This window comes from Winogradskyella forsetii (genome assembly GCF_013394595.1).
Classification (GTDB): domain Bacteria; phylum Bacteroidota; class Bacteroidia; order Flavobacteriales; family Flavobacteriaceae; genus Winogradskyella; species Winogradskyella forsetii.
This window is the reverse complement of sequence record NZ_CP053348.1, coordinates 1495417-1511073: the sequence shown is the minus strand read 5'-3', so window position 1 is coordinate 1511073 and position 15657 is coordinate 1495417. Positions and strand designations below refer to the sequence as shown.

Below are 15657 nucleotides of genomic sequence, written 5' to 3'. Positions count from 1 at the left end.
TTTTTAATTAGTTTCCTATCTCAGCTTTAACAGCTTCAAGAACATCTTGATTGACTTCAATCTCAAAACGATCGTATAACTCGTTGATCCAATTGGCCTCTATTTCGGTTTGATAATCATTGATGACGCTTCCTTTAGCTTCTTCTAAAGATTTTTGTCCTGCTGGTAAAACTGCCTTGACATCAATAACATGAAACGCTTCGTGATGTTCATAGATATCTGAAATCCCTTTTTTCGCTTCAAAATTAGAAGGTAAAATAGGATTATCTACTTTATAAATGCCTTTTGTGAAGATTACATTTTGTTCATCCGAAGTATTCAACGCTTCTTTGATATCTTCTTCAGACTTTCCTTTTTTCATCAGTTTAAGGATTTTCTTCATGTTGGATTTCTCTGCAGAAGTTGCCATGACCACATCTACCCTATCGTTCCATTGGTATTTGGATTTGTTTTTATTATAATAAGTTTCTAGTCCGACAGTGTCTTTTGATGCCTTGTTCCATACTTCCTTCTCCATTAAATCGAACAATAAAAGACCATCTCTATATTCCTTTAAAATATTTGCATAGTCTTCATTTTCCGATTCCAAATTGTCCTCTCTATATTGAAAGATCGATTTTTCAAAAAAGCTCTCGAACTCCTTATCTATAATATTGGTAAATGGCGTATTCTTGCCTGTATAGATGCGTTGTGCCATTACTAAATGATTTCCAAAAGCTTCATAAGTAAATGGCGTTTTATTAATTGTGAAGACCGTTTCATCCTTTTTAAAATTATCTGGTAAGGTCCAAGTACGATTATAAAAATCATTGTTCAAAATAGAAGCGAAATAAGTTTTTGCGTCATTATTGAAGCTTATCTTATATTTCTTCTTAAGCTTGGTCACCATGGCCTCATTAATCAATTTAGATCTTGAATCCCGTTTTACTTTGGTTTCAAAATCAGATTTTACGTCCTCAAAAGATGCATTAGGCTTCAATTCAATTCGCTTCACAATATGCCATCCATAAGCCGTTTTAAAAGGCTTGCTAACATCGCCATCTTTTTTCAATCCAAATGCTTCGTCTTCAAACTCCGTAGAACTTAACTGTCCGCTTTTAAAAGGAGTTAGCTTTCCACCGTTTTTAGCCGAACTTTTATCTTCAGAAAATTGTTTTGCGAGAGATTCAAAACTTTCGCCTTGATTCAGTTTTTTATAAATTTCATTAATACGTTGTTCTGGATCCCTTAGCGAATCTTTATGTGCTAAATTCACCATAATATGGGCAGCTGTAATGGTACCTCGTGATTCGCGTTTATCATTTACTTTTACCACATGATAACCAAATTGGGTTCTAAAAGGCATAGAAATTTCTCCGACAGGCGTATGATAAGCAGCCGATTCAAAATCGTAAACCATCTTAAAGGCTGAGAAATAGCCTAAATCTTCAATAAAAATGGTTTGACCATTGTGCATTTCTGCCTTAACCTTATCAAAACCTTCCTTTAGTGCTCGTTCTCTTAAGGCTAAAACTTCATTGTAAGCGGCTAAAGTATCATTTGCAGTCGCATCCAAACGCACCAACATATGAGCAGCATTGACATCGATATTGCTACGCTCATAAGCCTCTTTTACCAAAGCATCGGTTACCTTATTTTCTGAGATATAATTTCCAATCAATTGCTTTTGATATCTTGAAAACTCCCTTTTATAATTTTCGTCCTCGTCCAACTTTAAGCGCTTAGCTTCTTTTAATTTCAGCTGATACTCCGTAAAAAGTTTTAGATAACCATCGATATCCTTTTGGCTTTCATCCTTTACCAAGTCCAAATTTTTGTTGTAAACCCTCAAAAATTCTGAAGCCATGATTGGTTCACCATCTACTTTAAGTAGCACCTGATCTTTATCTTGGGAAAAAGAAATATTTAGTGCGAAAAACACCAAAAACAAACATTGAAATTTAAGACTCATAATGTATTCTATAGGGTTATAAAATGTATTCACTTTTCAAACTCAGCAAAAATAACATAAATACCTTATTTAGCAAGGCGCTTCAAAGGCAATATTTTAATTATTCTTGCTAATTACGTAGTAAAAATCATACCATTAAAATTGGTTAGCTATTTTTACAATGATTTTAACAATTAAAACAGTTTAACGTCGATTAGATGAAACTATTGCTAACGGTTTTTATACATTTATCAAAATTCCCTCAGCATGCAGTACATTACTGAAATATTGATTGAAAAACCGATTTCAGAAGTTATAAAAAAATTGAATTCTGCAACCAACTGGAAACATTGGCAAGAAGGTTTAGTGAGCACCGCCCACATCTCGGGAATTCCTAACGAGCTTGGTGCAAAAATGAAATTGAACTACCACTTTGGCAACCGAAAAATGGAAATTATTGAAACGGTTACAAAACAAGATTTTCCAAATGAATTTCATGCCACCTACACCACGAAAGGCATGCGCAACATTCAGAAAAATTATTATAAATCTGAAAACGGATTTACAAAATGGACAGCCGTTAACGAATTTCAACCCACAAACTTTATGATGAGCATGATGTTGTTTTTTATGCCTGGTGCTTTCAAAAAACAGACTAAAACCTATATGACAAACTTTAAAAATTTTGTTGAAAAAGGAATTTCCGTCCACAAACCAAAATCCTAAGACCATTAAACCATGCGAAAATTAAAATTAATTTGGGATTTCAAAGGACCAACAGGACAGAAAACCGCAGAACACCATTTAATCCATTTAAAAGAATACATCGTAAACAACAAGCTAGACGTTACTATTACTGGTATCGAAACCTTAAACGACATGCACAGTTTGGCATATTTGGTAGTCGATGAATCTGAAATGAAACCCATTAGAGAAGCTTTGAAGCCTCATCGTGGGCAAGTTTATCAGTAAGAAACAAAAGCCCATCTTCCGTCTTCCCATTGGGAAGAAACTCCTCACTCATATGTTATGTTGAGGAAACTTAGTTTTATAGGTTTAAGTCTTCGGTTACAAATAAAATTTCATACTTAAAATCCCAGCTTCATTCACTAGTCTTCCGCGTCTTTTTTCTTTTCTCTTTTTTCTTGGTTCTTGGTTCTTGGTTCTTGGTTCTTGGTTCTTGGTTAATTAATCATATTCAATTTTCCAATATTCGGCTATCCCATCGTGAGAATTTTAAGTAAATAATCTTTTAAAAAACGCCTGAATAAACCGTTTTGGCGGAACGGAAAGTATAATTTTTAAATCTTCTAGCAAAGTCGATTCTTCATCCAAAAATTTGAATATCGTTTTGGTGTCTGCTTTTTTAAACATAGATGAAAATAACGCTGCACCTTCGTCATTATGATTCGCCAAAACATCTAAAAAGATTAAATCGTAAAATCTGAATTTTGTTTTCTTGTGAAACTTAGATAAGTCCTCTTTTTTCTTTAGAAAATCTATGACTTGTTTCGTTTTTTTCGATGTGTTTTTAAAAGTATAACCCGTACTGGCTTTTGTCCAACCGCCTGCTGTCCCTATATTGAGAATATGGGTCGAATTTAAGTCTTGAAAATTGAAAGAGGTCATTGGAATATTACCTTTTTCTTTTTCAACAATTTCGTATTCTGATATATTTTTTTTATTTAAGTAACTTACTATACTATTTTCATAATCAGAATATTCCAATAATTTTTTAGAAAACAGAGTATATTCAAATAGTGCCGTTTTTTTATCTATTGGTAATACATACATAAAACGTGTATTTCCATTTTGAGGCACATTAAAATCCATGAATGTTGCCATGGAATCATCAAACAGATCCGTTTTTGTTTTTACAAACCAACCGACAAAATGCTGTTGTAAAACAGGATATTTTTGTTGCGACTTATAGACTTCAGGTTTTGGCAAACTGTTAAATAGTTTTGAACCAAAATAACTGCCATTTTTGGTAATGACCTGAACTCCTTTTTTTAATTCTGTGAAGTCATCAACAGTATCTTCAATAAAACTAAAATTAGATTTTTGATTGATGCTTTTCCAAAGCGATTCGTAAAACGCTTCACTTCTAAGCATTTTATATTGAAATGGCGAAATTGGTATTGATTTCGAAAACATAGCACTCCCAAAGTAAACGGTATCCCACGTTTTAGTTAAGAGCGCATCCCATTCTCCTGCGCCATTTTCCCAAAAGCACCAGGTTCTATCATTACCTTTGTCTTTCGTTTTATCAATAATCAGAATTGACTTATCATCAAAGTAAGCATCTTGCGACATTCGGTATGCCAGCATCAACCCTGAAGCTCCTGCTCCTAGTATGATATAATCGTATTTGGTCAATTGTGTTGTTATAAATTTAAAAACCTATTTCTCATGCCTACGTTCGGCATATTCATAACCTTCTTTCCACCATTTTTCCATGAGTCTTTTGCTAAAAATCAACGAATTCTCGGTAAGACTTGTTGGTGTGTAGTATAAATTTAGTTTTACATTTTTATTTCTAGCCGCTAGTTTTCCGATGATAATATCATTGCGCTCCACTTGGTTCAACAAATGCCCAAATAGACTAATCATTAATGAAAATGGATTTTTACCCAATACCTTTTGTTTTCCTAAAGTTTCTGCTTCCAAAACAATGGCATCAACCTCAGTTGCACCGCGTTGAATGGCTTCCCTAATAGGAATTACGCTTCCTAATCCACCATCCGCATATTCATAACCATCAACTTTTACCAAGGACATAAATGGGATATAATTACATGAAATCCAGATCCAATTACAGAATTCTTCATAAGAACAGTCTTGAATGGATTTATACTCCACGCGATTCATGGATAAATTTGAAACTGTGACTATAACGTCATGTTTTTCCTTTCTAATTTGCAGATACTCTTCATAAGTCACATTTTTTCTAATGTTTTTCCTTAGCGCCTTACTTTCACCAAAAGTTCGTCTGCGCCTAATAAACTGCCAAAGAGAATTCACAAAATCAATGGACACATATTCCCTATCGCCTTTTTTTCGTTGCACGAATGGGCTAACGCTAAAAATATCGTGCTGCTGAACATTGGTAAATATATCGTAGAGTTTTCCAATTTTATTTACAGCTAAATGCGGAACCAAAAGGCTTCCTGTTGACGTCCCTAAAAACATGTCGTAATTATGTTTTTCGCGCTCTATAAGATATTGCGCTACGCCGCCTGCAAACGCTCCCTTACTTCCGCCACCTGATATAACTAATGCTCGCATCTATTGATTACCTATGGTTTTTGATTTTTTTTATAAACGAAACTGCATGATACGATTTCATTGTTCAGTTTCCAAAGGACTTAGCTCTTCATTTTTATATTTGGCGTAATTAAATCCACTTTCCCACCATTTTGTCATTTTAAGCTTATCAAAAATCAAAGAATTGGTGGTTAAAACGGTTGGTGTGTAATAAAAATTAATGATAGCTTCTTGATTTGAAGCCACAAATTTACCGATCCTAATATTTTGACTTTCAATTCTATCTAACATAAAAGCAAACATATTGGTCAGTAACGAAAAGGCATTGATGGATGGCATTCTGTTGAGTTGCGAGACTTCCGTTTGCAAAATAATAGCATCTACCGTTGTGGCACCGCGTTTAATAGCCTCTTCAATTGGCACCATAGAACCAAGTCCGCCATCAGCATATTCACAACCATTTTTCTTAACCAAAGACATAAAGGGCGTATAATTACAGGAAATCCAGATCCATTCGCAGAACTCCTCATAGTCAAAATCCTTAATCGATTTATATTCGACCTGGTTAAGTGATAAGTTTGAAACTGTAACTACAATGTCTGTTTGACTGTTTTTGAGCGCATTAAATTCTTCTTTCGACAATTTATTTTTAATGAGTTTTTTTAAGTTTAAACTCGTTCCAAATGTTTTATGGCCTTTCAATAAATTTAAAAGCACCGTAAGATGATTAATGCCAATGGTTACCACGCCTTTTTTCTTTTTCGTTATAAAAGGGCAACTATCAAATATAGCTGCTTGATCAACATTGGTATAGACTTCCTTTATTTTCTCTACGTTCTTCAAACCCAAGTGAGACACTAGCAAACTTCCTGTTGAAGTACCAATAAGCAAATCGTATTGATGCTTTTTATTTTCAATAAGATATTGCGCCACACCACCTGCGAATGCGCCTTTACTTCCTCCACCAGATATGACCAATGCTCGCATTACTCCTTATTTTTCCCTAGTTCTTCTGATAATTCTTTAGCAAATTTAACCAATCGCCAGTTATGGTGCGATTTTGCGTTTTCCAAATTGGCCATACAATCTTCATTGCAGGATTTTATCATTTTTAAATACCGGAATGCATTCATTCTTAAGTCCGCATTGTGCTCTTCATCCGAATAACTCAACAACTCGTTAAACAAGGCCTGTTTGTTGTCCGCTTCATAGAAGGGCGTACTGAGATTTAGCACTATCCATAACAACCTCACATTTTTATCGTTGAAACCAACGACGTTCCTGGTTTTAAAAAGATATTTTGCCCGATCCTCAGGAAAACTTGACCAAAGATTGTACAACGCATTTTCTATAGTGACATAAGATTTATCATCTAAAAGCGTTTCATAGTTGTCCTTTAAACTTTTTGGAATTTGTCGCACATACTTGGCTATTGCTTGGCGCACTTTTAAACCGTTGTTAAATGTTTCGGCAGTCACAAGCTCTGGAACTTGTGAAATGATTTTTGCTTTAGCCTCATCTGAAACATAATATTTAAGGTATTCGGCACACTTAGAGGATTTTGCAAAGCAGTCTACCATTAAAAATTCGTTTATATAGGTGGATTGCTGTTGTAACACATCAAAGGCATTATCCACAGGAAACGCTTTTTGCTTAATCCACAAATTCACAAAACTAGACAAGGATTGCCCATACACACGCTCAACTTCTTGGATAAAATCAGAAGTTTCCACATTATCGAATTGGTATTTCTCGAGATAATTTTTCACCGCTTGCCTAAACACCTTGTCACCAACTTTAGTTCTTAAGGCATGCAATACCCAAGCGCCTCGCTGGTAAAACGTCAAGCTACTCGACTCAGGATTTAAAAGTGACGTGCCGCTTCCAGAAAGATCTTGTTTGCCCAACTCTATTGCAGACTCCAAAAGTTTAAAATAGAAATGATTATCCCCAAAAATATCGCGTTCAGCCAAATGCGCATAATAGGTTGCAAACCCTTCTTGCAACCAATGGTGCTCACCAGATTTAGCTGTTACCAAATCCCCAAACCATTGATGCGCCAACTCGTGTGCATTTACATTGACATAGTTTTTATCATTAAAACCAATGGAATCGACCACAAAGGCATCCGAAAAAATAGTTAAGCTCGTGTTTTCCATACCAGCATAAAGAAAATCGTGCACAGGCACTTGTTTGTAATTTTGCCATGGATAGGCAAAACCGATTTCTTCTTCCAAAAAATCGAACATTCTTTTGGAGTAGCGATAGGTCGGTTCAACTTTTAGGGAGTCTTCTGGGTAATAGTAATATTCTAATGGAATGCCACTTTTAGAGGTTTCTGTTTTTTTGTTGTATTTGCCTATTGCTAGTGCTACTAGGTAGCTTGACATAGGTTTTTTCATGTCGTAATTCCATATCGTCAAAGAATCCCCAACCTCTTTGTTAATTAATTTTCCATTCGCCAAGGCCTCATAACCATTTGGATAGGTAATTGAGATATCAAATTCAATTTTATCGTTTACATCATCAATGCTTGGCAACCAATTACTAGTGTATTTACCTTGACCTTGTGTCCATATTTGAATATCATTATTTTGTTGAGTGAAATACATGGCTTTTTTCGGATACGAAAAACATATAATTGTAAAATTATATATTTTATCTATTTCAAATTCGCTACTTCGAATTACCATTTTGTTTTTAGTCGACGTACGAATTCCACCTTTAAAATTACTATCATGCAACTCATAATGGTAAGTACTCTTGGCATCTAGATAAACCGAGTCTACAGCCTTCAATATTTTAAAAGTGTATTTTGCACGAAAAACAATTTGTTTTTCATCTGGCTTAAACTCTAACTCTGCATTTACTGCAATAAAATCCACATAATCCGTCTGCTGAGCAAAAGACAGACTCGCCACAAAAAGACAAAAAAGGACTAATGTTTTCTTCATAAAAAATTTAAAATCAACAATGACACCAAAGTAAAGGTTTTATATCATTTCTTAAAAGTTACCTAAAATAAATAACATATTTTTAAAGGTTACACAATTTATTCAGAATGACAAACCAACGCGCAGTCTCTAAATTAAGTTAATTCTTAATTGAAAGAGATTCCTGCCTTCGCAGGAATTTGGTAAATTCGCAACTATGAGCGTGAATTTACAAACTCCCATTGATTACCTAAAAGGTGTTGGTCCGAACCGGGCGGATTTGTTGCGCTCAGAATTGGGAATTAAAACCTATCAAGACCTCATCAATTTATTTCCAAACCGCTATATAGATCGCACCAAGTATTACAAAATCAACGAATTACAGCGCAATAATGCTGAAGTTCAAATTACAGGACAAATAACTGGTTTTAGAGAAGTCGCTCAATCCCGAAGCGTCGGGAGAGGCAAACGTTTAGTCGCTGATTTTAGGGACGATACAGGAATGATGGAATTGGTTTGGTTCCGTGGCCAGAAGTGGATTAGAGAAAGCTTAAAAGTTGGTCAACCTTATGTGATTTTCGGAAAGACCAATTGGTTTAGCGGCAAATACAGCATGCCTCACCCTGAAATTGAATTGCAGTCCGAACATGAAAGTAATTTACGTTCTGCCATGCAAGCCATCTATCCTTCCACCGAAAAATTATCAAACAAAGGGGTTACGAACAAAGTGGTCTCTAAAATAATGCAACAATTGTTTTTGGAAACCAATGGACGATTTACAGAAACTCTACCCGACTCCCTACGATCCGAATTGAAATTAATTTCAAAATCTGATGCCCTCTTTAATATTCATTTTCCGAAGTCTCCAGAGCTACTTTCCAAAGCGCAATTTCGATTAAAATTTGAAGAATTATTTTACATACAACTGCAGTTAATTATTAAAAATCTTATTCATAAATCTAAAATAAAAGGCTTTACTTTTGACAAAGTAGGTGACTATTTCAATACGTTTTACAAGGACCATTTACCGTTTGAATTAACCAATGCGCAGAAGCGGGTTTTAAAAGAAATTAGGCAGGATTTAGGAAGCAATGCACAGATGAATCGACTTTTGCAAGGTGATGTAGGCTCTGGAAAAACCATTGTCGCCTTTATGTCAATACTGATGGGACTTGACAATGGTTTTCAATGTTGCTTAATGGCTCCGACTGCTATTTTGTCAGTCCAACACTACCAAGGATTAAGTGAATTATGTAAACCACTTAATATCAGTATTTCATTGCTTACTGGTTCAACTAAAACTTCAGAACGAAAGGAGATTCATAAAAATCTTGAAAACGGCAATTTACAGATCTTAGTTGGCACACATGCACTGCTTGAAGATAAGGTTAAATTCAAAAATTTAGGACTTGCCATTATCGATGAGCAACATCGTTTTGGAGTGGAACAACGGAGTAGATTATGGCACAAAAACACCTCTCCTCCACATGTACTTGTGATGACCGCAACTCCAATTCCAAGAACCTTAGCCATGTCAGTTTATGGCGACTTGGATATCTCTGTAATTGACGAATTACCAGCCGGTAGAAAACCGATAAAAACGGTTCATAGATTTGATAGTAATCGACTGAAAGTTTTCAAATTTATAAAAGATGAAATTGCCTTGGGAAGACAAATTTATATCGTCTATCCCTTAATTCAAGAGAGCGAAAAAATGGATTATAAGGATTTAATGGATGGTTATGAGAGTATATCGCGAGAATTTCCAATGCCAGATTATCAAATTTCCATTGTTCATGGCAAAATGAAACCAGCAGACAAGGATTTTGAAATGGAACGTTTTGTGAAAGGCGAAACCCAAATCATGGTTGCCACAACGGTTATTGAAGTTGGTGTTAACGTGCCAAACGCTTCGGTAATGATTATTGAAAGTGCGGAGCGCTTTGGTTTATCACAATTACACCAATTACGTGGACGTGTTGGTCGAGGTGCGGAACAAAGTTATTGTATTTTAATGACAAGCCACAAACTTGGCGAGAATAGCAAAACCCGAATACAGACTATGGTTAGCTCAACTGATGGTTTTGAAATTGCTGATGTGGATTTAAAACTTAGAGGTCCTGGCGATATCATGGGAACGCAACAAAGCGGTGTTTTAAATCTTAGAATTGCAGATATCATAAAGGATAAGGATATTTTACAGCAAGCACGTTATTATGCCAAAAATATATTAAAGCTTGATCCCAGTTTAAAATTGACAGAGCACAAACCGATTCTTAACACCTATCGGGAAATGAGTAAGTATCGCAATATTTGGAATTATATTAGCTAAAAAAAAGACACCCAATTAAGGATGTCTTTCTGTAATTTACAGTTTTGCTTATTTCTGAGATTACGCAGTCTGCTCTTCATGTTTACCTTCATAAACTTCTTCAACGATTTTAGCGTTGAATGCTGGTAAATCATTAGGATTTCTACTTGTGACCAATCCAGAATCTACAACCACTTCTTCATCTACCCAATTAGCACCAGCATTTATCATGTCGGTCTTTATTGAGCTATAAGAGGTTATTTTTCTGCCTTTTAGGACACCTGCTTCTGCTAATAACCATGGACCATGGCATATGGCTGCTACTGGTTTATGGTTGTCAAAAAATGATTTTACAAATGACACCGCATTTTTATCGTTTCTTAATATATCTGGATTCATTTGACCTCCAGGCAAAACCAAGGCGTTGTAATCTTTTTGATCGACTTCGCTCAGTGTTTTATCAACCTTGTAGGATTGGCTCCAATTTCCATCAGACCAACTTTTAATCTCTCCAGATTCCAGAGATACAATATGTACATCCGCTCCTGCATTTTCCAAGGCTTTTTTTGGTTCTCTTAATTCGCTTTCTTCAAATCCGTTGGTAGCTAATATAGCTACTGTTTTTTTATTTAAATTTTCCATTTTTATTTTTTATTGTGTTATGTGTATGATTTTCTTGTCGTAGTATTCAAATTCAATTCCATAGGCTAAACCTAACTAACCACGGCTGAAGATGCACTCAAAGCTTCCCCTATTAGCGTATCGCCTTCCAAGATTTCAAATGTTGAATTTTTAGGCGCATCATCATGCAGCGCTCTAACTAAGGTTTGTGCAACATCTGCCCTGCTGATTTCGCCTTGCTTGTTAAATTTTTCTTTTAATTCAATTTTTCCCTTTCCTTCGGAATTATTTAAAGTGCCTGGTCTTACAATCGTATAATTCAATCCACTGTTTTTAAGATGCTCGTCGGCATTTTGCTTTGCTTCTAAATAATCTTGCAGATCTTCAACGGCTTCAGGATTATCAGCTCCCATGGAACTTAGCATTACAAATTTTTTCACATTAGCCATTTTAGAAACAGCTATTAAGCGTTTTGCACCCTCTTGATCAACTTCAACGACGTTTTTACCGCCAGAGCCAGCAGCAAAGATCACTTTATCAACACCTTCAATGGCGTGTGTTAGATCTTCTGTTAAATCTGCGCATACCACATCAATCTTTTGATTTGAAAACTGTTCCATTTGCTCACGTTCTCTAACCATTGCGATAGGATTAAAGTATTGTGAAGCTTTTAAAAGTTTTACTATTTGTTTTCCTGTGGTGCCATTAGCACCTGCGACTAGTATATTTTCCATTATTTTTTTATATTAACTATTTACGTAAAATGCATAAATGACGCCTGGCAGCCATCCAATTATTGTTAAGATTAAACTAATTAGAAACTCTGTTCCTAAGCCATGTTTTAAAAAAACCGCTAAAGGGGGAAGCAGAATACATAAGATTACTGTTAGTATTGACATAATTTTGTTTTTTTTGGTTCAATTCGAAGTTAGGTAGAATTACCACCAAACCTTATCGCTAATGGTTCCTATATTAATCCGATTAATAATTTGGCAAAACTTTATGATTGCAGTAGAATTGGCTTATTTTTAAACATTTGAGTACGTTAATTCAGTTGATCTAAATCAATTTAGACTTCTTTTCGTTTATAATTTTGAATATTTAGGAATAAAAAAAGTGCAAGCACATAGCCAAAAACAGTTATAAATCCTAAAAGTTGAACAATAGCACAAACTAAAGATATCCTACTATAAAATCTAACTCACCAAAATCACCAACCAAACAAGATGTCTAAACTAAAAACACTAATTAAAAACCTTGGGCCAGGACTTTTGTTTGCCAGTATGGCTATTGGCACCTCTCACTTAGTCCTTTCCACAAAGGCTGGCGCACAATACGGCTGGATTATGATTATTCCAATCATCTTAGCCAATGTCTTAAAATATCCATTTTTTGAGTTTGGTATTCGTTATACAAATGTTACAGGAAAAAGTATTATTGAAGGTTACCATAAAAGAGGCAAAGGCTATTTGTGGCTTTACGCTTTGATAACTTTGATAACGAGCGTAGCAGGTCCTGCTGCACTCTGTTCGATAACCGCAGGACTTTTCATCAATCTTTTTGGGATTGAAGGTATTTCCTTCACTACGATTGCCGTTTGCTTGTTTGTTTTTAATAGTATTTTATTAATTATTGGTAAGTATAAACTTTTAGAGACCACGTTAAAATTTCTAATTCCTATCCTGTTTATTGCTTTGCTGGCAACAACTATTCTTGTTATCAATTCAGGATCGGCAACGACCATAGTTAACTTTGATCCGCCTAAACTATTTGATGAATTAGGGATTCTGTTCCTTATCACATTAATTGGTTGGATGCCCACGGCAGTTGAAGCCAGTAGCTGGTTAAGTCTTTGGAGTGCTGAAAAATATAAGGTTGATCAATATAAACCAACTTTAAAAGATGCATTACGGGAATTTAATACGGGCTATATATTAACGACTATTCTTGCTATTTTCTTCCTAATTATTGGATGTATGACACTTTACGGTTCTGGAACCGAATTGAGCGGTAATGCCATAACCTTTGCGGATCAGGTCATCACGTTATTTACTACACATATTGGTGATTGGGCCTATGTTTTTATAGCCGTATCTGCCTTTGCCACAATGTACAGCACTTGCCTTACGCAACACGATGCCATTTCGAGGGTTAGTATTGACATCATTGGATTACTTGTTGGAAAACATGAAAAATTTGCTGGTAAAAAATACTACGCTATAGGCATCATTATTATAGCTATTGTTAGCATCGTTGTCCTTTATACTTTGGGTGCAAATTTGGGATTAATCCTTGCAATTGCAACAACGACCTCATTCGTTTTGGCACCAATTATTGGTTATATGAATTTGAGAAATGTGATGAGCAGTGATGTTCCCGAAGCGAATCGTCCTAAAAGAGGATTACAAATTTTGACTTATCTCGGAATCAGCTTTTTGTCATTGCTGGCGCTTTATTATGGTTGGATCTTGATTTTTTGAAATTAATGGCACACAACTAAGACTATATTTACATATTGAAAGATTCACCAAGTGCCAAAACAAGTTCAATCAGTGGATGAATTTGTTAACGCGAATAATTAGGCGCTTCCTTAGTAATCGTCACATCATGTGGATGACTTTCGTTAATGCCAGAACTAGTAATCTTTACAAAGCGTCCATTTTCCTTTAAGGTTTCGATGTCTTTGGCACCACAATACCCCATTCCTGCTCTGAGGCCACCAACAAATTGATGGATACTTTCTACCAATTCACCTTTATAGGGCACACGACCAACGATGCCTTCTGGCACTAATTTTTTAATATCATCTTCCACATCTTGAAAATAACGGTCTTTACTCCCTTGTTTCATGGCTTCAACAGAACCCATACCTCTGTAAGATTTGAATTTTCGGCCTTCGTAGATAATGGTTTCTCCCGGACTTTCTTTTGTTCCCGCTAAAAGCGATCCTAACATTACGGTATCTGCACCAGCAGCAATTGCTTTAGGAATATCGCCTGTATAACGAATACCTCCATCAGCAATCACAGGAACACCAGTACCTTTTATAGCAGCAGCGACTTCCAAAACTGCAGAAAACTGAGGAAATCCAACACCTGCCACTACTCTAGTGGTACAAATTGAACCTGGACCAATTCCGACTTTAACGGCATCTGCTCCAGCTTCCACTAAATATTTTGCAGCTTCGCCAGTGGCGATATTCCCTACTATGACTTCAAGTTTAGGGAATTTCTTTTTAATTTCTTTCAGTACCATCACTACGCCCTTAGTATGACCATGAGCTGTATCGATAATAACCGCATCAACACCTGCTTTTACCAAAGCTGAGGCTCTTTCAACTGCATCTGCCGTAACGCCAATCGCAGCAGCTACTCGCAATCTTCCGAAAGTATCTTTATTAGCATTTGGCTTTTGGGTCACTTTAGTAATGTCTCTAAAGGTAATGAGACCAACTAACTTATAGTTTTCATCTACGATGAGCAATTTCTCGATTTTATTTTGTTGAAGAATTTTTTCGGCATCCTTCAAAGAGGTGCCTACAGCAGCAGTTACCAAGTTTTCCTTGGTCATAACCTCCACAATTGGCTTAGCGTTTTCGTGCTCAAATCTTAAATCACGATTGGTTACAATCCCTTTTAACTTGCCATTGTCATCCACAATTGGTATGCCGCCAATACTGTGTTCTGCCATATTGGACTTCGCATCAAATACAGTTGCCGTTAAGGGTAAGGTAACTGGGTCGATAATCATGCCGCTTTCTGCACGTTTCACGCGACGCACCTTATCAGCTTGCTGCTTAATCGTCATGTTTTTGTGCAACACACCTATACCACCTTCTTGTGCCATGGCGATTGCCATTTTACTTTCGGTAACCGTATCCATTGCTGCTGAAATCACAGGAATGTTAATAGTAATGTTTCGGGTAAATTTTGTTTGAATACTGACTTCGCGAGGAAGTACTTCAGAGAATGCTGGGACTAAGAGTACGTCATCATAAGTAAGACCTTCTCCAACAATTTTATTTTCGTGTGCTGTCATGGCAATTAGGATATAATTGCGTGTAAAGGTAAGTCTTTTTTAAAGATATTAAAGTCTCTTTATAAAACCTTTTGGGATATACAACGTTTCAAAGTCATAAAAACTGATATAAACTAAAATTGGTTCCTTTAAACCTTCATATGTTACTTCGTAAACATCAACCAGTGCAGTTCCCATAAGACCTTTTTCACTCTTATACCCACAGCAACTCCCTCTTCTATGAAATTGTAATTCTTCGCCATTGGGTCCGGCCAAAGAAGACAAATAACGCAATTGATTTTGGACGCTCTTTTCACCAACTTTAACTGGTTTATCACCTGTAAGACCATATTCTTCATCTTTTGAATATTCGGAGATATCAAAGAATGGTGTATAATTTTTAGCGTTTCTCACAGGGTTTGTTGAAGTACTAAGTATTTTTGGATTTTTACTTCCACAAGATGAAAATAAAACTAACACTAATAAGAATGCGAAAAATGATTTCATATTTCAATTTTGAACACAAATTACTTCTTTTTTGTAATCCATGGTTATTTTCCTACGTTTTTTTAAAGATA

The 15657-nt window shown here is 35.7% G+C and carries 14 protein-coding genes; 4 read left to right on the top strand and 10 right to left on the bottom strand.

The window, feature by feature from the left end:
* Positions 1–7: 7 nt before the first annotated feature.
* The gene (locus HM987_RS06570; protein WP_179006354.1) at positions 8–1951 is read right to left on the bottom strand and encodes a peptidylprolyl isomerase; all 1944 of its coding nucleotides are present in this window, start codon (positions 1949–1951) and stop codon (positions 8–10) included.
* Between the two features lie 246 nt (positions 1952–2197).
* Here HM987_RS06570 and HM987_RS06565 point away from each other — a divergent pair, with 246 nt between their 5' ends.
* Both HM987_RS06565 and HM987_RS06560 read left to right on the top strand, forming a co-directional pair.
* Positions 2198–2656 carry an SRPBCC family protein gene (locus HM987_RS06565; protein ID WP_179006352.1) on the top strand — a complete coding sequence of 153 codons (459 nt, stop codon included), beginning with the start codon at positions 2198–2200 and terminating at the stop codon, positions 2654–2656.
* A gap of 12 nt (positions 2657–2668) precedes the next feature.
* Positions 2669–2902, top strand: coding sequence for a hypothetical protein (locus HM987_RS06560; protein ID WP_179006350.1), 234 nt, complete (start codon positions 2669–2671; stop codon positions 2900–2902).
* 264 nt (positions 2903–3166) lie between these two features.
* Here the strand turns inward: HM987_RS06560 and HM987_RS06555 are convergent, their stop codons facing one another.
* From HM987_RS06555 to HM987_RS06540, 4 genes are read right to left on the bottom strand one after another with little or no spacing between them, the layout of a single operon-like run.
* The gene (locus HM987_RS06555) at positions 3167–4309 is read right to left on the bottom strand and encodes a lycopene cyclase family protein (RefSeq protein ID WP_179006348.1); all 1143 of its coding nucleotides are present in this window, start codon (positions 4307–4309) and stop codon (positions 3167–3169) included.
* Positions 4310–4333: 24 nt separating this feature from the next.
* The gene (locus HM987_RS06550) at positions 4334–5218 is read right to left on the bottom strand and encodes a patatin-like phospholipase family protein (RefSeq protein ID WP_178988768.1); all 885 of its coding nucleotides are present in this window, start codon (positions 5216–5218) and stop codon (positions 4334–4336) included.
* 57 nt (positions 5219–5275) lie between these two features.
* Positions 5276–6184, bottom strand: a complete 909-nt coding sequence (locus HM987_RS06545; RefSeq protein ID WP_179006346.1) for a patatin-like phospholipase family protein — start codon at positions 6182–6184, stop codon at positions 5276–5278.
* On the bottom strand, positions 6184–8151 hold the full coding sequence (locus HM987_RS06540) for a M1 family metallopeptidase (protein WP_179006344.1): 1968 nt from the start codon (positions 8149–8151) through the stop codon (positions 6184–6186). Before HM987_RS06540 ends, HM987_RS06545 begins: the two co-directional genes overlap by 1 nt.
* Before the next feature lie 196 nt (positions 8152–8347).
* Here HM987_RS06540 and recG point away from each other — a divergent pair, with 196 nt between their 5' ends.
* A complete protein-coding gene (gene recG / locus HM987_RS06535) occupies positions 8348–10462 on the top strand; it encodes an ATP-dependent DNA helicase RecG (RefSeq protein ID WP_179006342.1) in 2115 nt (704 codons plus the stop codon).
* 60 nt (positions 10463–10522) lie between these two features.
* Here recG and HM987_RS06530 read toward each other — a convergent pair whose 3' ends face one another.
* From HM987_RS06530 to HM987_RS06520, 3 genes are all read right to left on the bottom strand, one after another.
* Positions 10523–11083 carry a type 1 glutamine amidotransferase domain-containing protein gene (locus HM987_RS06530; protein ID WP_179006340.1) on the bottom strand — a complete coding sequence of 187 codons (561 nt, stop codon included), beginning with the start codon at positions 11081–11083 and terminating at the stop codon, positions 10523–10525.
* Between the two features lie 71 nt (positions 11084–11154).
* Positions 11155–11796 (bottom strand): SDR family oxidoreductase, encoded by a 642-nt coding sequence (locus HM987_RS06525; RefSeq protein ID WP_179006338.1) that lies wholly within the window; start codon positions 11794–11796, stop codon positions 11155–11157.
* Positions 11797–11808: 12 nt separating this feature from the next.
* On the bottom strand, positions 11809–11961 hold the full coding sequence (locus tag HM987_RS06520; RefSeq protein ID WP_179006336.1) for a YqaE/Pmp3 family membrane protein: 153 nt from the start codon (positions 11959–11961) through the stop codon (positions 11809–11811).
* 327 nt (positions 11962–12288) lie between these two features.
* Between HM987_RS06520 and HM987_RS06515 the strand changes: the two genes are divergently transcribed.
* Positions 12289–13542 (top strand): NRAMP family divalent metal transporter, encoded by a 1254-nt coding sequence (locus HM987_RS06515; RefSeq protein WP_179006334.1) that lies wholly within the window; start codon positions 12289–12291, stop codon positions 13540–13542.
* Positions 13543–13627: 85 nt separating this feature from the next.
* On the opposite strand, the gene guaB is transcribed toward HM987_RS06515, so the two are convergent.
* Positions 13628–15100, bottom strand: coding sequence for an IMP dehydrogenase (guaB, locus tag HM987_RS06510; protein WP_179006332.1), 1473 nt, complete (start codon positions 15098–15100; stop codon positions 13628–13630).
* Between the two features lie 48 nt (positions 15101–15148).
* Complete coding sequence (locus HM987_RS06505) at positions 15149–15586, bottom strand: hypothetical protein (protein ID WP_229724631.1); 438 nt, start codon at positions 15584–15586, stop codon at positions 15149–15151.
* Between the last annotated feature and the right edge of the window lie 71 nt (positions 15587–15657).

Bases quoted from the DNA above. Each gene is read 5' to 3' on its own strand.
- HM987_RS06570 (WP_179006354.1), bottom strand. From the start codon at position 1,951: ATGAGTCTTAAATTTCAATGTTTGTTTTTGGTGTTTTTCGCACTAAAT.
- HM987_RS06565 (WP_179006352.1), top strand. From the start codon at position 2,198: ATGCAGTACATTACTGAAATATTGATTGAAAAACCGATTTCAGAAGTT.
- HM987_RS06560 (WP_179006350.1), top strand. From the start codon at position 2,669: ATGCGAAAATTAAAATTAATTTGGGATTTCAAAGGACCAACAGGACAG.
- HM987_RS06550 (WP_178988768.1), bottom strand. From the start codon at position 5,218: ATGCGAGCATTAGTTATATCAGGTGGCGGAAGTAAGGGAGCGTTTGCA.
- HM987_RS06545 (WP_179006346.1), bottom strand. From the start codon at position 6,184: ATGCGAGCATTGGTCATATCTGGTGGAGGAAGTAAAGGCGCATTCGCA.
- HM987_RS06540 (WP_179006344.1), bottom strand. From the start codon at position 8,151: ATGAAGAAAACATTAGTCCTTTTTTGTCTTTTTGTGGCGAGTCTGTCT.
- recG (WP_179006342.1), top strand. From the start codon at position 8,348: ATGAGCGTGAATTTACAAACTCCCATTGATTACCTAAAAGGTGTTGGT.
- HM987_RS06530 (WP_179006340.1), bottom strand. From the start codon at position 11,083: ATGGAAAATTTAAATAAAAAAACAGTAGCTATATTAGCTACCAACGGA.
- HM987_RS06525 (WP_179006338.1), bottom strand. From the start codon at position 11,796: ATGGAAAATATACTAGTCGCAGGTGCTAATGGCACCACAGGAAAACAA.
- HM987_RS06520 (WP_179006336.1), bottom strand. From the start codon at position 11,961: ATGTCAATACTAACAGTAATCTTATGTATTCTGCTTCCCCCTTTAGCG.
- HM987_RS06515 (WP_179006334.1), top strand. From the start codon at position 12,289: ATGTCTAAACTAAAAACACTAATTAAAAACCTTGGGCCAGGACTTTTG.
- guaB (WP_179006332.1), bottom strand. From the start codon at position 15,100: ATGACAGCACACGAAAATAAAATTGTTGGAGAAGGTCTTACTTATGAT.
- HM987_RS06505 (WP_229724631.1), bottom strand. From the start codon at position 15,586: ATGAAATCATTTTTCGCATTCTTATTAGTGTTAGTTTTATTTTCATCT.